General features: G+C 73.5%; 12 protein-coding genes and 1 pseudogene. 3 read left to right on the top strand and 10 right to left on the bottom strand.

Annotation, left to right across the window (positions count from 1 at the left end; translation table 11 throughout):
- Positions 1 to 19 precede the first annotated feature (19 nt).
- The 9 genes from bcsZ to bcsE are packed head-to-tail and all read right to left on the bottom strand — an operon-like array spanning position 20 to position 14,061.
- On the bottom strand, positions 20 to 1,195 hold the full coding sequence (gene bcsZ / locus ACH65_RS12285) for a cellulose synthase complex periplasmic endoglucanase BcsZ (protein WP_049622891.1): 1,176 nt from the start codon (positions 1,193 to 1,195) through the stop codon (positions 20 to 22).
- 17 nt (positions 1,196 to 1,212) lie between these two features.
- Positions 1,213 to 4,824 (bottom strand): cellulose synthase complex outer membrane protein BcsC, encoded by a 3,612-nt coding sequence (gene bcsC, locus ACH65_RS12280; protein ID WP_153242584.1) that lies wholly within the window; start codon positions 4,822 to 4,824, stop codon positions 1,213 to 1,215.
- Positions 4,825 to 4,826: 2 nt separating this feature from the next.
- On the bottom strand, positions 4,827 to 7,115 hold the full coding sequence (bcsB, locus tag ACH65_RS12275) for a cellulose biosynthesis cyclic di-GMP-binding regulatory protein BcsB (RefSeq protein ID WP_049622890.1): 2,289 nt from the start codon (positions 7,113 to 7,115) through the stop codon (positions 4,827 to 4,829).
- Positions 7,112 to 9,730: a UDP-forming cellulose synthase catalytic subunit gene (bcsA, locus tag ACH65_RS12270; protein ID WP_049622889.1), complete on the bottom strand. Its 2,619-nt coding sequence runs from the start codon at positions 9,728 to 9,730 to the stop codon at positions 7,112 to 7,114. Before bcsA ends, bcsB begins: the two co-directional genes overlap by 4 nt.
- A complete protein-coding gene (gene bcsQ / locus ACH65_RS12265) occupies positions 9,727 to 10,491 on the bottom strand; it encodes a cellulose biosynthesis protein BcsQ (protein WP_049622888.1) in 765 nt (254 codons plus the stop codon). The genes bcsA and bcsQ overlap by 4 nt, the downstream gene beginning before the upstream one ends.
- Positions 10,488 to 10,694 (bottom strand): cellulose biosynthesis protein BcsR, encoded by a 207-nt coding sequence (bcsR, locus tag ACH65_RS12260; RefSeq protein ID WP_049622887.1) that lies wholly within the window; start codon positions 10,692 to 10,694, stop codon positions 10,488 to 10,490. Before bcsR ends, bcsQ begins: the two co-directional genes overlap by 4 nt.
- A 10-nt stretch (positions 10,695 to 10,704) precedes the next feature.
- Positions 10,705 to 12,348 (bottom strand): cellulose biosynthesis protein BcsG, encoded by a 1,644-nt coding sequence (bcsG, locus tag ACH65_RS12255; protein ID WP_049622886.1) that lies wholly within the window; start codon positions 12,346 to 12,348, stop codon positions 10,705 to 10,707.
- Complete coding sequence (gene bcsF, locus ACH65_RS12250) at positions 12,335 to 12,526, bottom strand: cellulose biosynthesis protein BcsF (RefSeq protein WP_049622885.1); 192 nt, start codon at positions 12,524 to 12,526, stop codon at positions 12,335 to 12,337. The genes bcsG and bcsF overlap by 14 nt, the downstream gene beginning before the upstream one ends.
- Positions 12,523 to 14,061: a cellulose biosynthesis protein BcsE gene (bcsE, locus tag ACH65_RS12245; protein WP_153242583.1), complete on the bottom strand. Its 1,539-nt coding sequence runs from the start codon at positions 14,059 to 14,061 to the stop codon at positions 12,523 to 12,525. The genes bcsF and bcsE overlap by 4 nt, the downstream gene beginning before the upstream one ends.
- A 522-nt stretch (positions 14,062 to 14,583) precedes the next feature.
- Here bcsE and ACH65_RS12240 point away from each other — a divergent pair.
- Positions 14,584 to 15,948, top strand: a complete 1,365-nt coding sequence (locus ACH65_RS12240; RefSeq protein WP_049622883.1) for a formimidoylglutamate deiminase — start codon at positions 14,584 to 14,586, stop codon at positions 15,946 to 15,948.
- 191 nt (positions 15,949 to 16,139) lie between these two features.
- Entirely contained in the window at positions 16,140 to 16,310 is a 171-nt protein-coding gene (locus tag ACH65_RS19875) for a hypothetical protein (RefSeq protein ID WP_153242582.1), read from the top strand.
- Here the strand turns inward: ACH65_RS19875 and ACH65_RS12235 are convergent.
- Positions 16,311 to 17,216, bottom strand: a pseudogene (locus ACH65_RS12235) (LysR substrate-binding domain-containing protein).
- Between the two features lie 134 nt (positions 17,217 to 17,350).
- Here ACH65_RS12235 and ACH65_RS12230 point away from each other — a divergent pair.
- The gene (locus tag ACH65_RS12230) at positions 17,351 to 18,442 is read left to right on the top strand and encodes an aldo/keto reductase (protein ID WP_049622918.1); all 1,092 of its coding nucleotides are present in this window, start codon (positions 17,351 to 17,353) and stop codon (positions 18,440 to 18,442) included.
- Position 18,443: the final 1 nt, after the last annotated feature.

The raw sequence follows: 18,443 nt of genomic DNA, 5'->3' as shown, positions 1-18,443 counted from the left end.
CGATGCGCGGCGCGCGGCCTCAGCCGGCGGCGGGGCAGCCGGTGTGCCAGCCGGGCAGCAGGCGGCCGTCGGCGGCGAAGCGGTAGCGCCCCTCCAGCCAGCCGGTGCCGAACAGCGCGAGCACGCGGGCGTAGTACGGCGGCTCGCCCTGCACCGGCGCCGAGGGGGCCGGGATCGCCGTCCGCTGCGCGGCGAGCAGGGCGGGGCGGCCCTGCGCCTGCAGGTAGGGCAGCAGCGCGGCGGCGAAGCCGAACGAGGGCGTGCCCTGGCCGCGGCCGTCGCGGGTGTCGATCTTCTCGGCGAAGCGGCCGTCGCGCTCCAGCATGCGCAGCGGGCCGCCGAGTGCCTTCAGCAGCGGCGCGCGCAGCGGCTCGGCGGCGGGCAGCATGCCGGCCCAGAGGTAGACGCGGATGGCGTCGTAGCTGCCCACGCCGTGCGTGTCCGGGTCGGCCACGAAGTCCTTGCCGTTCCACACCACCCAGTCCGGCGCGAAGCCGGCCGGCGCGGCGCGAGCGATCATCGCCGGCGTGCGGCCGGCAAGGCCGCGCCAGGGGCCGGCCGGGTCCACGGCGGCGAAGCGGCGCAGCAGCTGGAGGGGCAGGTAGCTGGGGTTGAGCCGCCAGCGACCGCCGCCGGCGAAGCCCTGCGGGCCGGGCAGCAGCATGGCGCCGAAGCCGGGCAGCTCGGCGATCTCCTGCTCGCGCACCAGCCGCAGCACCTGTCGCCCGCTTTGCGCCAGCGCCGGGCGATGCCACAGGCGGCCGGCTTCGAGCAGGGCATAGGCCAGCCACAGGTCGGCGTCGGAGGCCGGGTTGGCGTCCAGCACCTGCCAGGCCTGGCGTTTCACGTCGTGGCCCCACAGCCAGGCGGGCAGGTGCTGGTCCGGGCGGCCGCCGCAGAGGTTGTCGCGCGTCCAGCCGAGCAGGCGGTCGAACCGCGCCGGGTCGTTGGCGACCAGGGCGAAGAACAGCGCGTAGGCCTGGGCTTCCGAAGTGCTGCGCCGGTCGGGCGTGCTGAAGTCGATCACCCGCCCGTCGGGCTGGATGTGCTGGCCGGCGAAGACCTGCCATGCCGGCCATGCCCCCGGGCAGTCGCCGCGTGCCCGGATGGCGCGCGGGAGCAGGCCCAGCGCGGCGGCGCCGGCGATGCCTTGCAGCAGCCGGCGGCGGCTGTCGGAGAAGCGGGCAGGCGCCATCTTCCTCATGGATGCGATCAGCGGAAATCGCCGTAGGGCGTCAGCGGACGCACCGGCAGCGGCAGGTTACCCCGCCAGGGCTCGAACACGTAGCGCAGGTAGAGCTGCGCGTGGCTGGGCGCGTAGTCGCGGCTGTGCTGCAGGGTGAAGTCGCCGCCGAGCACGAGGTGGTTGGACAGGCGCCGCTCGGCGGCGAGGTGCAGCAGGTAGCCGCTGCCGTGGCTGCTGCCGCCGCGGTTCGCGAAGCCGCCGCCGTCGAGGCTCGCCGGCGCGGCCTGCGCGGCGAGGTCGGCCAGCGGGCCGGCGACCAGTCCGCGCAGCGGGTATTGCCGGCTGTCGCCGGTGCGCGCCACCGACCAGCTGACGGAAGCCTCCGCCAGCAGCGACCAGTTGGCGCTGCGCCAGGCGAAGTTCAGCGGCACGCCGACCGAGGCGTAGCGCTGCGGGCTGTAGTAGCCGCCCTGGCCGAGGCTGTAGTTGCCGAGGTCGCGGGCGTAGCGCCAGGCCATCACGGTCACGCCGCTGGTGAGGCGCAGGTCGTCCTGGCGGACCAGCTTGATGTACCAGCCGCTCATCGCGGTGGTGCGGTCGTTGGCGGCCACGTTCTGGCCGAGCAGGCGGTGCTGGCCTAAGTTGGCCCACACGCCGTTGCGCCCGCCCTGGTCGTAGCTGAGATTCAGCGTGACGCCGTTGGCGGTGACGCCGCCCCAGCGGATGCCGGTGCGCGGATCCACGGCGCCGGCGTAGGAGAGCAGCGAGTTGGTCATCGGCCGGCGCGAGGCGGTGAGCGTGTAGCCGAGCACGCCGAAGTCGCCGCCCCCGCTCACGCCGCCGAGCCAGTTGCCGACGGGGAAGCCGAACGGCGAGTGGCCGAGGTCGAAGGCGAGGTTGCCGTCCGCGCTGCGCCAGCCGGCGGCGATGCCGGTGCCGCTGGCCTGCTGCCGGCGATGGCCGGTGCAGCCGGGGAGGGTCTGCGCGGCGCCGTCGCTGTCGGGCGTGGCGAAGCGGCAGCTGCCGAAGTCATCCGTGTAGCGGCCGTCCGCGCCGGTGGCGAAGCCGCCGGCGTCGAGGCGCACGTGCTCGGCGCGCAGGAACGCCTGGCCGCCCTGCCAGGGCAGTTCCAGGTGGGCGATGCCGGTGTCGTTGCGCAGGCGCGAGAGGCCGGGCGTGCCGTTGTGGCGCCAGCCGTAGTCGTCGGCCACGGCGAGGGTGGGGTTCTGCTGGCGGTAGAGCGTGTCCACGTCGTCGCGCAGGCTGCGCCGCAGCCAGTCGTCGCCGTCGTGCTCGCGGCTGGCGAGGGTGAGCGCGCGGTCGTCGCGCGGCGCGGCCTGGCCGGCGGCGAGCAGGCCGTTGTCGCGCAGGGCCAGGGCGTATTCGTCCAGGGCGCGTTGCGGGTCGTCCCTGCGCAGCAGGCGCGCGGCGTCGCGGTGGAGCAGGGCAGCGGGCGCACTCTGCCGGGCCAGCAGTTCGCGCATCAGCGCGCGGGCGCGGCCGGGGTCGCCGGCGCGTGCCCAGGCCATCGCCAGCCGGCGGCGTGCGTTGATCGCCGTGGGCGGCAGTGCCGGCGCCTGCGTTTGCAGGGCTTGGCGGGCACGGTCGAGGTCGCCGGCGTCGAGCCAGGTCTCGATCCGGCCCAGGCGGGCGTCGGCGTTGTCGGGCCGGGCGGCCAGCACCTGGGCGTAGCGCCGCAGTGCCTGCCGGTAGTCCTTGCGTTGCTGCGCCCAGTCGGCCAGCCGCAGGTCGAACTCGACGCTGTGCGGCTGGCGTTGCAGCAGGGCGATGGCCTCGCGTTCGCGGCCGGTGCCGCGCAGCGCCTCGGCGTGCGCGAACAACTGCTCGCGTTCCAGGCGCGCGGCCAGCTCGCGCATGTCTGCGGTCCAGTGCGCCGGCGCGATGGCGTGCAGCGAGGCCAGCGCCGCGGCGTCCTGGTCGCCGGAGGCCAGGTAGAGCGCGTGGGCGTGGCGCGCCTCGGGGTTCCCGCCGTTGCGCGCCAGCAGGGCGGCGAAGGCCGCGTCGGCCTCGGCGACGCGCCGCTGCGCGCGCAGCCGGCCGGCCAGCCGGTAGGTCAGCCAGGCGTCGTCCGGGGCCAGTTGCCGGGCCGCTTCGAGCAGGCCGATGGCGCGCGCCGCGTCGCCGGTGTTTTCCGCCTCGCGTTCCAGCCGCTCGCGCTGCCAGCCGCGCAGGAGGCCGGCATAGGCCCGGCGCTGCGCCGGCGGCAGCGTGTTCGCGTAGGCGGTGGCCTTGGCGCGGTCCTGCGCGGCGTAGCGCTGCATCAGTCCGCGCACCGCGCGCTCGTTACCGGGGTCGAGGCGCAAGGCCGCCTGGAACTGGCGCTCGGCCTCCTCGTCGCGGCCTTCGGCCAGAGCGACGTTGGCGAGGCCGAGCGTGGCCTCGAGGTTGCGCGGCTGCTCGCGCCGGGCGGCGAGGTAGAGCGCCTTCGCCGGCGCGACCTGCCCGGCCTCCAGCGCCGCGCCGGCCTGCTGCAGGCCGAGCCAGAAGCGGGTGGAGGCGGCGAGGTCGCGCCACTTGCCGGCGTAGCGGCTGTCCTGCTCGCGCTTCGCGGCCTGCCGGAAATAGCCCAGGGCTTCCTCGCGCCGGCCTTGCCGCAGCACCGCGAGGCCCAGGTTGCCGAGCGCGGCGGCATCGTCCGGGTGGCCGCGCAGGGCGCGGCGCAGGGCGTTTTCGGCCTCGGCATTGTGCTGGCGCTCGAGCAGGTCCAGGCCCGTGCGTTTCGCCTGCCACGCGGGGTCGGCCAGCTGCGCGCGCATCTGGTCGACCTGCCCGCGCGCGTCACCCGCCAGCGGCGAGGACGGGTAGCGATCGGCGAAGGCCTGCAAGGCGCTCGCGGCGGCGGCCGAGGTCGGCAGGTTCTTCAGGTAGCCGAATTCGCGCTGGGCCGCCAGCTCGCGCGCATTCGGGTCGGCGCCCATCTGCCGCAGCAGCGCCAGGGCCTCGGCGGGCCGGCCGTCGTCGAACAGCAGGTTCGCCAGCAGCTGGCGCAGCGGCACGTTGCCGGGGTAGTCGCGCTCCAGCGCGGTGAGCCTGGCGATGGCCGGCTTGCGCTGGCCGGGCACAGCGCTGCGCAGGCGCCAGTACTCCACGCCCAGCTCGAGCCCCGGCGGAGGATCGCCGAACAGTTTCCGGTAAGCGGCCAGCGCCTCGCTGCCGTGCCCGGCGGTGGCGAGCAGATGCGCCTGTTGCAGCGCCTGCTGGCCGGCGGGCCGGCTCAGGGCCAGCAGGGCGTCGGATTCGGCCAGCTCCGCCGAGCCGGGCGCGCGGGCGCGCAGGCGGGCCAGCAGGGCGTCGGCCTGCTGCGGCTGGCGCTGGCGCAGGGCGAGGCGGATGCCGGCGGCGAGCGTCTTGGGATCGTCGGGTGCGATCAGGCGCAGCCGGCGCAGCGCGTCCGCCGACAGTTCGATGCTGCCGGTGGCCTCGCCGAGGCGGATCTGGGCCAGCAGCCAGTCGCGCTGGCTGGCGACCACCGGCGCGGCCGGCGTGTCCGCGAGGGCGCCGTGCGGCCAGCCGCCGAACGCCAGCAGCAGGCCGACCATCCCGCCCGCCGCCTGCCGGCCGCGGCGCGGCCGGCGCAGGCCGCGCATCCGCTCGTCGGTGGTGCGCCTGCGCGGCATGCTCAGTCGCCCTGCGCCACGCGGCGGGCGGCGACCCGGCGCAGCGCGAGCCACAGCAGGAAGGCCGCCAGCACCACTGCCAGCGTGGCCAGCGCGGCCAGCAGCAGCGGGTGGCCGGAGAGGTGGAACCACAGCAGCAGCCACCAGGGCAGGTTGCCCACGTAGTAGTGCTCGCCGACGAACTGGCTGCTGACGCCGCTGCTGCGGATCAGCGCGACCGAGCCCGCCACCGCGGCACGCTTGCCGATGTCGCCGAGCGTGTCCTGCAACAGCGCGTAGTCGGCCGGCTGGTTGCCTTCCAGCGCCACGATGCTGCGCTGCGGATGGAACGGCGACTGCATGCCGAGGATCGCCGCCAGCGGCGCGCTCGAGCTGACGGCCACGCGGTTCACGGGCGCGCCGTCGCCGGTGGTTTGCAGCCGCGCGTCCAGCGCCGCCTCGGCGGGCGGGCGGCCGCCGGCCTGGCGCAGCACGCTGCGCTGGTTCTCCAGCAGCAGGGCCGGGTCCGCGCGCTCGCGCAGTTCGGCCGGCAGGGTGCCGATCAGCAGCAGGTCGGCGTCGCTGGCGGCGGCCTGCTTCCAGTCGTCGGTGACGCGCAGGCCCAGCGCCGGGTAGCCGGTCTGCGCGCCGAGGCCGCCGACCAGGTCGAGCAGGGTGCCCACCTGCTCGCGGCTGGCGTTGGCCGGCACCAGCGCCACCGTCTCGGACAGATCGGCCATGCGGCTGAAGGGAAAGCCGCTGAGCGCGAAGGCGGCCAGGTCGGGCAGGCCGATGTAGTGCTGGAAGCCGGAGAAGTCGATGGTGGAATCGTCCTCCACCGCGCCCTGCACGTTCACCGGCAGCGTGGTCCGGCACACGTCGCGCTGCGCGCTGCCGACCACGCTGGCGAAGCTGAAGTCGAAGCGCAGCTGGTTGTGGTCGCCGATCTTGAGCGCGGGGATCAGCAGCTTGTCGCTGGCGCCGGCGTCGCCGCTCAGCACAGGCAGGCGCAGCTGTTCGAGCTTGCCGCGGTGCGGGCCGCCCACCAGCGGCAGGCTGGCGATGAACTGGTCGTTGACGCTGACGGTGAGGCGCGACTCGTCGTCGCCCGGCGGCGGCGTGTAGCGATAGAGCAGGCGCAGCGGGATGCCCTGGTTGCGCCACACGAAGAGGTCGGGCGGCAGGTTGAGGTTCACCGTGATCGGGCGCGGGAACAGCCCGCCGATCTGCATCTGCTGCGGGTAGTCGAGCAGTTCCACCAGCCGCACCGGGCGGTCGGTGCGGGTCCAGTTGGGCGCGTCGTAGGGCTTGCGCGGTGCGAGCGGCTGCAGCTGGTCGATCTTCACTTGCCGGCCGCGGAAAAGCGTGCTGCCCGCGGCCAGCGCGCTCGCCGCCAGTTCCAGGTCGGCGTCGTTGCGGCCGAGCACCAGCAGCAGCTTGCCGTGCTCCGCGCCCGGGCGGTCGGCCAGCTCGACCACCGGCCCGTCCACGGCCGGATGCGCGGCGAGGAAGGCCGGGCGCCGGTCGTTGGTGGCGAACACCACGGCGTTGCCGCTGGCGGGCAGGTCGCCGAAGCGCACCGGGAAGTGCGCCTGCCGCCACCAGCCGGCCTGGCTGCCGAAATACGAGGCCGCGATCGCCGCCGCGCGCTGGCTGCCCACCGACGGGCTGCCGGCGAACACCACCGGCAGTTCGAGCTTGGCCGGGTCGCGCGGGTCGAAGAAGGGCAGCGGGAAGTTGGCGAGGTCGTCCTGTATCGCCAGCGCCTCGCCGGCGAGGCGGATCGCGCTGTCGTGGCCGATGTTCACCCACAGGGTGCTGTTGGCCATGTCCTCGCAGGTGCTGTCGTAGTGGCCCACGAACTCCAGCCGCACGCGGTTGAAGTCGGTGAGCAGGCGCGCGTCGAGCGGCAGCTGGCGGCGCACGCGCTGGCCGAGGTCTTCTTTGGCGATGGGCAGCACGCCCATCAGCTGATCGTTGAGGTACACGCGCAGGTGCGAGAGCGTGGGCAGCAGCGCGGGCGAGGGCGTGTAGCTGAGGTCCAGCACGGCGCTGCGGGCGATGCGGTCGCGGCGCAGGCGGAACTCGATCTGCTCGGTGTTGCGGATGCCGAGCAGCAGCATGTCGCTGCGCTTCCCGAGCTCCCCGAAGCCGTAGTCGGCTTGCCAGGACGGCGCGGCCGGCGCCGCGGCGACGCTGCCGGCCGCTACCGGCGTGGCAGCCGGCGCGGTAGCGGCGGAGGCGGCGAAGGCGCAGCCGAAACTCAGCAGCGCCGCGAGGGGAAGCCAGCGCGTGATCGGGAAATGACTCATGGCGTCGAACCTGGAGCAGAGGGCCGCATGGCGGGCCGTAGTGGAAGCGCGGGGCGCGGCAGGAAGCTGGCGAGCCAGCGCAACAGCCGGCCGAGCTGGCGCAGCGGCGGGCGCAGCACGGCCGGCGGGTGTTCGGCCAGCCGCAGGTAGCCGCGTCCGCCGAGTGCGAAGACGCTGAGCAGGCTGCTCACCAGGCTCGGCAGGCGGAAGCCGTCGTGCCAGTCCAGCCAGGCGTCGGCGCGGGCGAAGGTGCATTGCACGAAGTCGATCTGGCGCCGTGTGTCCATCGCGTCCAGCCGCAGTCCCAGGCGCCGGCCGAGGCTGCGCTGCACGCGGCCCTCGAACACGAACTCCCGCGTGCCACGGTGCAGCAGCAGCGACACGGCCGTGCCGGGCGCGAGGTCGAGCGCGGCGGCCAGCTCGAGGCCGACGCTGTCGTCGGAGAAATCGCTCAAGGTGCACGCGTGCATGTGGCCGTCCGCAGTGCGCAGCGCCGCCGGCAGCCGGGCCGACACGCGAGGCGAGCGCCGCAGCTGGCGCACCTCCGCGGCCACCGCGATGGCGCCGCCGATGATCAGCAGGTTGTAGAGCACCCACAGCGAGCTGACGATGAGCGTGCCGATCTCGTCCGCCGGCCCGTGCGCCAGGCGCCACGCGGCGAAGCCCAGGCCCACCACGTTCAGCGCCGCCAGCAGCAGGTAGGGCTTGGCGATGCGCCAGTCGAACCAGTCCTGGCTCTGCACCTCGTCCTTGGCGGTGACGTTGAAGGCGCCCTTCTTCGGGTTGATCAGCGCCAGCGTGGTGGGGCGGGCGATGTACCAGGCCAGCACCGTCTCGTACACCTCGCCCCAGAACGGGCGCCGGTACACGCCCTGCAGGCGCGCGTTGGCGAGGCTGGCGTGGATCATGTGCGGCAGCACGAACAGCAGGATCGCCAGCGCCGGCGCGTAGATGATGTAGACGTGCAGCAGCAGGAAGGCCAGCGGCGCGGTGAGGAACACCAGCCGCGGCAGGCCGGCCAGGAAGTGCAGCATGGCGTTGGCGTAGCACAGCCGCTGGAAGACCGAGAGCCCCTTGCCGAACAGCGGATTGTCGATGCGGAAGATCTGCGCCATGCCGCGCGCCCAGCGGATGCGCTGGCTGACGTGCGCGGCCAGGCTGCCGGTGGCCAGGCCCGCCGCCTGCGGGATGCGCAGGTAGGCCGAGTGCCAGCCGCGGCGGTGCAGGCGCAGCGCGGTGTGCGCGTCCTCCGTCACCGTCTCCACCGCGAAGCCGCCGATGTCGTCGATGGCCGCGCGCCGCAGCACCGCGCAGGAGCCGCAGAAGAACGCCGCGTCCCACAGGTCGTTGCCGTCCTGCACCAGGCCGTAGAACAGCTCGCCCTCGTTGGGGGTGTGCCGGAAGATGCCGAGGTTGCGCTCGAACGGGTCGGGCGAGAAGAAGTGGTGCGGCGTCTGCACCAGCGCCAGCCGGCGGTCGCGCAGGAACCAGCCCACCGTCACCTGCAGGAACGAGCGCGCCGGCAGGTGGTCGCTGTCGAAGATCGCCACCAGCTCGCCCTTAAGCTGCGGCAGCGCGTGGTTGAGGTTGCCGGCCTTGGCGTGGCGGTTGTCGGTGCGGGCGATGTAGCCCACGCCCGCTGCCTGCGCGAACTCGCGGAAGGCCGGGCGGCGGCCGTCGTCGAGGATGTGGATGCGCAGCTTGTCCTTTGGCCAGTCGATGCCCATCGCGGCGTAGACCGTATGCCGCACCAGGGCGAGGTCTTCGTTGTAGGTAGGGATCAGCACGTCCACGCTGGGCCAGCGCGAGAGGTCCGCCGGCAGCGACGCGGGCTTGCGCTGCAGCGGCCAGATGGTCTGTACGTAGCCCAGCATCAGCACCAGCCAGGAGTACGTCTCGGCGGCGAGCAGGATCATGCCGCAGGCGAAGTCGAGCGGGCTGTTCCAGTTCAGCGTGGCGGTGTAGCGCCACCACAGGTAGCGGCACGACACGGTGATCGAGAGCACCGCCAGGACCAGCGTGGAGAGCCGCCCCGGCAGCCGGCGTACCACCATGGCGATGACCCACATCAGCAGCACGAAGACAAATTGCGCCAGGTAGCCGAACGGCTCGGTGACGCACAGCAGCGCCAGCCCCGCCGCCAGCAGGGCGAGCGCGGCGGTGAGCCAGCGGCGCGAGCGCGGGCGCAGGCCGTTGGCGCGCCGGCGCAGCGCCTGCCACGGCGCGCTGCCGCGCACGCGCGCGGGCAGGCGGTGCAGCGTTGCCGCATAGGCGCCGGCTGCCTGCCGCCCCCGTTGCCACAGGCGCCGCCAGCGCCCGCCGGCGGCGGCCTTCAGGCGTTGTGCGCGCGGGCGCGCCCGCTCCGCCGGCGTGCGCACGAGCAGCAGCCACGCGGCCTGGATCGCCACGCGCAGCGGGTCGCCGAAGCGCAGCCGCCGGCCATCCAGGTGGGCGAACGCGCCGCCCGGCGTATCCAGCGCGCGGCGCCAGGCCGGCCCTTCCAGCGGCAGCAGCAGCCAGCACAGGCCTTGCAGCAGCCAGCACCACAGCGCGGTGGCCGGCGCCGCGCCGCGCTGCTGGCGGAAATGGCGATAGCTGCGGTAGGCGAGGCTCACGCCTGCACTTCCGCGCCACGGCCGCGCCGCGCCACCTGCGCGAGGCACCAGGTGGCGACGCTGGCGAGTTCCTTGGCGGCGAGGCTGTGCGGCGCGTGGTGGCCGACCGGCATCTGGTGCGCCATCGCCTCGCGCATGGCCGTGTCCTCATGCACCGCCTGCGGCACCAGGCGGTCTTCGTAGCGGTCGAGCCAGACCTGCATCAGGTCGCGCTCCAGCGGGTGGGCGGGGTCGTACCGGTTCACCAGCAGCCGCTCGCCGTGCGGGGGCTCGTCCCCGCGCAGGGCGAGCAGCGCATAGCAGGCCGGATCCACGTTGACGGTCCGCAGCTGCAGGCGGCAGCCGTCGTGGCCGAGGAAGGGGCGCACGTGGCCGGGCAGGCGCTGGGGCAGGTCGAACAGCACCCAGTCGAAGCGTTCCTCCAGGTTCTGCCTGCGCTGCGCCCAGCGCTCGGGCGCCTGCGCCAGGCGCTGCTCGAGGCTGCGGTATTCGCCGGGCGAAACCCGGCCGTAGGGCAGGAGGTGCAGGTTGGGCAGCACGCGGTAGGCGGCCTCATGCCACGGGCGCTGGTCGAGGTCGGCGCGCGCCCAGCCTGCCTCCAGCGCCAGGTCGAGGTTGAAATGCAGGCGCAGCAGGTTCTCCGGGCACAGGTCGACCAGCAGCACGCGCTGGCCTAGCTGGTGCAGGGCATAGCCGAGCCCGGCCAGCAGCGAGCTGGTGCCCGCGCCGCCGCGGACGCCATGCAGCGCCAGGCTGCTCATGCGCCGACCCGCTCCGCGGCGGCTGCGCGCCCGGCCGCCTCGATGCGGTCGAGTTCCCGCAGCAGCGGCCAGCGCTGCAGCGCTTCCTCCCGCTCCCGATGGGCGGAAAAATCCACGTAGTTGAACTGCGGCAGCTGCAGGGACTGGCGCAGGTTGGCGATGTCGTCTTCGCGCGTGGCGCGGATGGGCAGGGGCGTGTTCATCGGCAGGCGGTCACGGGTTCTGTGGATAGGGCAGCCACTCGGACTCGCCCTTGAGTTGCACGTGGGGCTTGCCCGCGTACTCGATCACCTTGGCGCCCTCGTCCTCGGCCTCCGGCGCGGTCTGCGGCAGGTCGCGCAGCAGTGCCTGCCAGTCGTAGGCGGCCGGATGCTGCGCGCTGGCGGCGTAGAGGCGCGACACCAGCTCGGAGATCGCCAGGTAGCTGCTCGGCGCGGCCACGTGCAGCGGACCGCCCATGGGCGGCGTACCCATGCCGATCAGCTTCACGGCCACCGGCACGTGGGTGATCGCGGGGCTGGGGATCTCGCGCAAACCGGGGATCTGCATGCGGTCGCCGCGCAGCGCCGCGCCGTGCTCGGGGACGATCACCAGCGCCACGCGCCGGCCGCTGCGCGCGAGCTCGTCCACGAAGCGCGAGAGGTCGTCGAACAGCTGCTGCGCTCGCGGCCTGTAGTCGGTGCCGGAGCGACCGTCGGCACCAAGCAGGCGGTTGCCGTCGTGCAGGCTGATGGTGTTGTAGAACAGTGCCGTGCGGGGGCTGCGCTCGCCGAGCCGGTGCTGCCACCAGGCGGCCAGCACGTCGTGGTCACGCTTGATCGGCGAGCCGTCGAACGCGCTCAGCGCGCGGGGCAGGCGCGAGGTATCGAAGGGCGCGGCGGCGAGGCCGCCCTGCTGGTGCAGCTCGTCCAGGAAGTGGTCGAAGTGGCCGTCGTGGTTGAGCGCGAGCTCGTCGCTGAAGCCGAGCCGCGCCAGGTTCTCGAACAGTTCGCAGCGCGGGTCGGCCGGCTGGTAGAGCTGCGCGTGCGAACCCTGCCCGCAGCTCGCGCGCAGCAGGCGGATGGCGGCGGGGCCGCTGTAGGAGGTGGCCGAATCGAAGTCGTCGAAGACCACGTCCATCTTGCGCAGCAGCGTGTTGTCGCGCAGCCCGACTTCGTCCAGGTCGTCCCAGGCGAGCGAGCAGATGTTGATGACCAGCAGGTCGAACGGTTCGGCGTCGGCGGCCGGCGCGGGGAACTCGGTATGCCGGGCCGCCTCGTCCTGGTAGAAGCGCGCCAGGTAGGCGTCGAGGGTGGCGTTGTCGGCCGGGCCGCTGTTCTGGCTGGCCGGCGCCGAGCCGGAGGCCGCCGGGGCCGACGCCTGCGCCGCCTCGGTCGCGGCCGTCCAGCCCGCGGGGCGCGGCACGGCGAGCAGGGCCAGCCACAGCAGGCCGGCGAGGCTGACGGTGGTCAGGCGCAGCCAGGGCGCGAGCAGCACGTAACCGAGCACGAGCAGCGCGAGCAGGCCGAGCAGGTGCCAGTCGACGAAGCGGCCGGCCAGTTCGAGCAGGTAGCCCGGCGTGAAGTCGAGCACGCCCGGCGCGCCCAGCAGGCGCGCGAACGGCGGCAGCCAGGTGTCGTAGTAGCACAGCGCCACGGCGGCGGGCACGGCCGCGAGGTGGCGCAGCCGCGACAGCCAGCGCGGCTTGAGCGGCAGCAGCAGCGCCGCGGCCAGCAGCAGGTTGGGCAGCGCGTGGAGGTTGAGCGTGCCGCCCCACGCCAGCGCGAACTTCGCCAGGAAGTACAGGTTCCACAGGCCCAGCCCCGGTCGTGCCGGGACGGCCTCGGCGGGCGACGGGAGCGCTTCAGTGCGGGCCATCGTTCCTGCCTGTCCGGGTGGATCGCCGGCGCACGGCGTGCACCTTGAGGAAGCGGGGCGGCAGCCGGCGGCCGATCCAGCGCGAGAGCCCGCGCCACAGCGCGCCGGCGAAGAGGCCGAACGGCACGGCCAGCGCGCCGGTGGCCGCGACGACCTGGAGCAGCTGGTCGTAGCTCATGGCACCGCGTCCATGCCGGGCAGCGGCGCGCACTGCGGGGCGAGCGGCACGGGCGCGTGCGGAGCGGCCTCCGTGTCGTCCCGCGCGGCGGCGGCCGGGAGGGGCGGCGCCGCGGCGGCGGCCGCGTGATCCGTCGCCGTCTGGCGCAACGCTTCGGCCAGGTCGTAGTCGGCGATGACGTGGTAGCCGGCCACCAGTTCACGCCAGGGCAGGCGGAACAGGTTGTCCAGCGCGCGCTCCACGCCGTCGCGGCGGCAGGCGAACAGGAACAGGTAGATCCGCGGGCCGGCGATGCAGGCCAGATCGCCATCGCGGCGCAGCACGCATTGCCCCAGCACGTTGGCGACGTTGAGGCCGGGCATCGGTTCCAGCACCACCAGCGAGTGGATCAGGTTGCGGCCCGCGCGGCCGCTTTCGACGGCGTGCACCTGGGCGGCGAATGCTTCTGCCGACACCACGCCGCAGACGGGCGGCGGGCGGAAGTCCTGCAGCGCGGTGGCGAAATCCTCCGGCAACTGGCGCTGCCAGGTGTGGCCGTGGATGGTGTCCAGCATGGTGAGGAAGCGCGAGAGCTGGGTGCCGTGTGGCACCACCAGGGTGGCGCCGCTGGCGAGCAGCAGGCGCTCGTCGGCGTAGCGCAGGCAGGGCGCCATCTCCCTGACCACCAGCTTCAGCGCGCGGCCGCGCTCGCGGCGCAGGGCGTAGAGCAGGCGCGCCAGCTCTTCCACCTGGCTGTTGCCGTCGATGGCGAACAGGATGCTGGAAGCCTGGGCGCGCGCCGCGTGGCCGGCCAGCGCGGCCCAGTCCTCGAACAGCCGCCAGGCGCTGGACAGGGGCGGCGCGCCTTCCAGCACCGAGCGCTGGGCCAGGTAGCTGCGCTGGTCGCTGCCGGTGGCTTCGGCCGCCGCCTGCGACAGGTCCTCCGACACGGTCAGGGCATCGCCCGTCTGTTCCAGCGCGAACTCGCGCGCCGCCTGCACGCCGAGGCCGTTGCTCCAGAAATGCAGCAGGTAGCGCAGGCCGCCGTGGCTGCGGTAGGCCTGCGCCAGGCCGGCGACATGTGCGTTCAGCGCGAACAGGCGGGTGCAGAGCGCGGAGACGTCGCCGTGCGCCAGCACCAGCAGGGTGTGGCGGCCGCGCTCCAGCCAGCCGCGCAGCGCGGCGCACCAGGCGTCCAGCGCGCTGTCGTCGACATCTTCCCAGGCGGCGGCGGGGATCGAGACCAGCAGCAGCGGCGGCACAGAGGCCATGGCCCGTTCGAGTTCGGCAGGCAGGTTTTCCAGCGCCGGGCGGATCTGCGCGGCGGGGACGTGGAGAACAGTGAGTTCGCCCGGCCCCTGGTCGGAGCCGAGCCCGTCGAGCAGCGCATCGGGCGAGCGGCCGGCCACCACGGCCGCGGCCCTGGCCTGGGCCGGCAGGCCCGCCAGCAGCTGGCGGGCGAAGCGGTCCGCCACGGTGACGTGGTCGCAAGCCAGCCAGTACAGCCCGCCACGGCGCAGTTGCAGGAGTTCTTCCTGCATCCCTTCCATTGGCAACGAGAAATATCGCAACGACCAACCCCAGAAAACCGACGACAGGCACCCGTCCTGGCCCGATGGGCCATGCGGTGCAAAGCAGCGAATTCACGCGAAGTCCGATCGGGCCGTAGTGCTGTCGCAGGCCGCCATGGGCGGTATGCCCGGAGCCGGGCCATGCGGTGCTCGAAGCGGACGTGTTTTTCGTAAGGCCTTGCCGGCCTTGGCATGCCTCGGGGGCATGCGGAGAAAGACAATGACTAGCAGGCCAGTTGCGTGCCCACCCGCGAGGGCGATCTTGGTCCGGGTGGGCATGCCGTCGACTGTCCTTAAGATCAGTGCCTCTCGGTCCTCCCTTGTTCCTTGAGTGAGACCCCGCTACGCGGGCGAAGTATTTGTTACGTTGTCAAGGAAGTATATCCATTTATGTGATCTGGTCGACTGAATGGCGGGGCGTCCTGGAGGCGAAATCGACGGTTTTGCCGCCGCCGCCACGGATGGACTAAGGTCCGCGCTGGTTGCCGGCGGCGAGGGTGCGACGATATGACAGAGGTCGAGCGGGCCTGGCGCGCGGACTTCGCCTGGCGGCAAGGCTGGTCGAAGGACGTAGTGCTGGCCGTCGACGGCACGGGGCGGTGGCGGGAGGCTGCCGGCGCCGCCTCCGCCGAACGCGCGGGCCGCTGGGTGCTGCCCGGCATGCCCAACCTCCACTCCCACGCCTTCCAGCGCGCCATGGCCGGGCTGGCCGAGCGGCGCGGGCGCAGCGACGACAGCTTCTGGTCGTGGCGCGAAACCATGTACGCCTTCGCGGCGGCGATCGGGCCGGAGGCCTTGCAGGCCATCGCCGCGCAACTCTACGTGGAGATGCTCAAGGCCGGCTACACGCAGGTGTGCGAGTTCCACTATCTGCACCACCAGCCGGACGGCACGCCCTACGCGCTGCCGAAGGCGATGTCGCTGGCGCTGGTCGAGGCGGCGCGCGAGGCGGGCATCGCGCTGACCCTGCTGCCCGTGCTCTACATGACCGGCGGTTTCGACGGCCGGCCGCTCGCCGCGCGGCAGCGGCGTTTCGGCCACGACGTGTCCGGCTACCTGCGCCTGCTGGAGGCGCTGCGCCGGCACGAGGGGCCGGCCGTGCGCGTAGGCATCGCGCTGCACTCGCTGCGCGCGGTGCCGGAGGAGGCGATGCGCGCGGTGCTGGCGAGTGGCCTCGCGCAGGACGGCCCGATCCACATCCACATCGCCGAGCAGCTCGGCGAAGTGCAGGACTGCCTGGCCCTGCGCGGCGCGCGGCCGGTCGAGTGGCTGCTCGATCACGCGCAGGTGGACGCGCGCTGGACGCTGGTGCACGCCACCCACCTCACCGGCCACGAAACCTCGCGGCTGGCGCGCAGCGGCGCGGTGGCCGGCCTGTGCCCCAGCACCGAGGCCAACCTCGGCGATGGCCTGTTCCCGCTGGCCGACTACCTCGATGCGGGCGGCACGCTGGGCATCGGCTCGGACTCGCACATCTCGGTGTCGCCGGTGGAGGAGTTGCGCTGGCTGGAATACGGCCAGCGCCTCAGCACCCGCCACCGCAACATCGCCGCGCGCGGGCAGGGCGAGAGCGTGGGCGAGACGCTGTGGCGCGCCGCGCTGCGCGGCGGCGCGCAGGCGGCGGGCCTGCCCGTGGGCGAACTGGGGCCCGGCCATCGCGCCGACCTGCTGGTGCTCGACGAGCCATCGCCGCTGCTGGCGGCGCGAGGGACGGACGCGGTGCTGGACAGCTTCGTCTTCGCCGGCAACCAGCAGCTGGTGCGCCACGTGCTGTGCGGCGGCGAGTGGGTGGTGCGCGATTTCCACCATCGCGACGAGGAACGCATCGCGGCGCGCTATCGCGCGGTGGTCGAGGAGCTGGCGCGCAGCTGATCGCGTGGAGCGGCGGCGATGACGGCACCGCGGTGGAGCGGCCGGCCGCCCGGTGGCCGGCGCGTGGCCGACGACATGAACCGCGTCCGGCGCGAACATGAACACGTTCCCAGCGACGCCCGGCCCGCCGGTCATCGGGCCGCGCCGACGCGGCGTTTCCAGGCGCATCCGTTCCGCCGCGAGGTGCCGCCATGCGTTTTCCCGTCCGACTCCTTCCGCCCGCCCTGGTCGCGCTCGCAACCGGCCTGCTGCTCGCCGGCTGCGTGGTGGTGGCCCCGCGCGGACACGCCGGGCGCGCCTGGGTGCCCGGCTACTGGGCCTCGCCGCACGTGTGGGTCCAGGGGCATTGGCGCTACCACTGATCAGCCCGCGCGCCGCTGCCGCTCGCGCAGGAAGTCGATGAACACGCGCAGCTTCGGCGGCACCTGGAAGCGGCTGGGGTAGTAGAGGTAGAAGCCGTCGAAGGGCGGCAGCCAGGCATCGAGCACGCTGACCAGCCGCCCGTCCGCCAGCATCCCGCGCACGTAGGGCTCGAGCGCGTGGGTGAGGCCCACGCCGTCCAGCGCGGCGCGCACCGCGAGGCCGGGCTGGTTGACCACCCAGGTTGCCGGCCACGTCGGTCTCGAACCAGCGGCCCTTCTGCGCGAACTCCCAGCGGTAGACGCCGCCGCTGCTGGCGTAGCGGAATTTCAGGCAGTTGTGCCGCGCCAGGTCGCGCGGATGGCGGGGGCGCCCGTGGCGCTCGAAGTAATCGGGCGAGCCACCACGACCGCGCGCACGGGGCCGGTGAGCGGCGCCGCCACCATGTCCTTCTGCAAGCGCTCGCCGAGGCGGATGCCGGCGTCGAAGCCTTCGCCGACCAGGTCGACGAGGCCGTCGTCGACGCGGATGTCCAGCTGCACGTCCGGCCACGCACGGGCGAACTCCGCCAGCATCGGCTCGATCAGCCAGGGCAGCACCACGTTCGGCACGGTGACGCGCAGTGTGCCGCGCGGGTGCTCCTCGTGCTGGCGCAGGTCCTCCAGCGCCCCGTCCAGCTCCTTCAGGGCAGGGACGATGCGCGCCAGCAACTGGCGGCCGGCTTCGGTCAGGCCCACGCGCCGCGTGGTGCGGTGGAGCAGGCGCACGCCGAGGCGTTGTTCGAGCTGGCGCAGGGTCTGGCTGAGCGCGGAGGGCGTGATCTCCAGCACGACGGCGGCGCGGGTGAAGCTGCCGTGCTCGGCGATCAGGCGGAAGGCGCGCAGGGCAGCGGTGGCGTCGTCGCGCATAGGTGGCCGGAACGAAAAGTGGAAAGCGCCATTTATTAGCCAGATTTAATAACGCATCAAGCCGTGCCCGCTTTTTCCGCGCCGTGGCGAGGGCCAGACTGGCGCCGTCTTCCATGCTCCCCAAGAGGTTCGCCATGTCGCTCGATCGCTACTACACCCTCGGCCGCTCCGGCCTGCGCGTCAGCCCGCTCGCCCTGGGCGCCATGACCTTCGGCGAGGAATGGGGCTGGGGCGCGGCGGAGGACACCGCGCGTGCCCTGTTCGACCGCTACCTGGACGCCGGCGGCAACTTCATCGACACCGCCGACATGTACACCGAGGGCAGCAGCGAGGCGCTGCTCGGCCGCTTCGTCGAGGAGGCCGGCGTGCGCGACCGCGTGGTGCTCGCCACCAAGTTCACCTACAACGCCCAGCCCGGCAACCCCAACGCCGGCGGCAACGGCCGCAAGAACATCCTGCGCGCGGTGGAGGGCTCGCTGCGCCGCCTGCGCACCGACTACATCGACCTCTACCTGCTGCACACCTGGGACCGCCTCACCCCGGCCGAGGAAGTGGTGCGCACGCTGGACGACCTGGTGCGCGCGGGCAAGATCCGCTACGCCGGCCTCTCCGACGTGCCGGCCTGGTACGCGGCCCGCGCGCAGACCTACGCCGAGGCGCACGCGCTCTCGCCGCTGGTGAACCTGCAACTCGAATACTCGCTGGTGGAGCGCCACATCGAGCACGAGTTCGTGCCGCTGGCGACCGAGCTGGGGCTGGGCATCACCGCATGGAGCCCGCTGGCGATGGGCCTGCTCTCGGGCAAGTACCGCCCGAGCCGGGACGGCGGCACGGGCGAGGGGCGCCTCGCGGTGGTGTCGGGGCGGCCGGGCTTCGACCGCTTCACCGAGCGCAACTGGCGCATCGTGGGCGCGCTGGAGGCGGTGGCGCAGGAGCTGGGCCGGCCGATGGCGCAGGTGGCGCTCAACTGGGTCGCCACGCAGCCGGGCGTGGGCTCGGTGATCGTCGGCGCTACCAAGCTGGCTCAGCTCGAGGACAACCTCGCGGCGCTGGATTTCACCTTGCCCGAGCCGCTGCGCGTGCGGCTGGACGAGGCCAGCCGGCCGGAGGCGCCGTTCCCGTACTACATGTTCGCCGACGCACAGCAGGCGATGATCCACGGCGGCGCGCAGGTGGGCAGCAAGCCCGCGGGGTATGCGCCGCCGGTGTTCGTGGCGCAGGGGTGAG

The organism is Frateuria defendens (assembly GCF_001182895.1).
Classification (GTDB): Bacteria; Pseudomonadota; Gammaproteobacteria; order Xanthomonadales; family Rhodanobacteraceae; genus Frateuria_B; species Frateuria_B defendens.
This window is presented reverse-complemented; position numbering and strand designations above follow the sequence as displayed.

Excerpts from the sequence above, each read along its gene's own strand:
- bcsG (WP_049622886.1), bottom strand. The coding sequence starts at position 12,348 with ATGGCCCGCACTGAAGCGCTCCCGTCGCCCGCCGAGGCCGTCCCGGCA.
- ACH65_RS12240 (WP_049622883.1), top strand. The coding sequence starts at position 14,584 with ATGACAGAGGTCGAGCGGGCCTGGCGCGCGGACTTCGCCTGGCGGCAA.
- bcsC (WP_153242584.1), bottom strand. The coding sequence starts at position 4,824 with ATGCCGCGCAGGCGCACCACCGACGAGCGGATGCGCGGCCTGCGCCGG.
- bcsQ (WP_049622888.1), bottom strand. The coding sequence starts at position 10,491 with ATGAGCAGCCTGGCGCTGCATGGCGTCCGCGGCGGCGCGGGCACCAGC.
- bcsZ (WP_049622891.1), bottom strand. The coding sequence starts at position 1,195 with ATGGCGCCTGCCCGCTTCTCCGACAGCCGCCGCCGGCTGCTGCAAGGC.
- bcsF (WP_049622885.1), bottom strand. The coding sequence starts at position 12,526 with ATGAGCTACGACCAGCTGCTCCAGGTCGTCGCGGCCACCGGCGCGCTG.
- bcsB (WP_049622890.1), bottom strand. The coding sequence starts at position 7,115 with ATGAGTCATTTCCCGATCACGCGCTGGCTTCCCCTCGCGGCGCTGCTG.
- ACH65_RS12230 (WP_049622918.1), top strand. The coding sequence starts at position 17,351 with ATGTCGCTCGATCGCTACTACACCCTCGGCCGCTCCGGCCTGCGCGTC.
- bcsR (WP_049622887.1), bottom strand. The coding sequence starts at position 10,694 with ATGAACACGCCCCTGCCCATCCGCGCCACGCGCGAAGACGACATCGCC.
- ACH65_RS19875 (WP_153242582.1), top strand. The coding sequence starts at position 16,140 with ATGCGTTTTCCCGTCCGACTCCTTCCGCCCGCCCTGGTCGCGCTCGCA.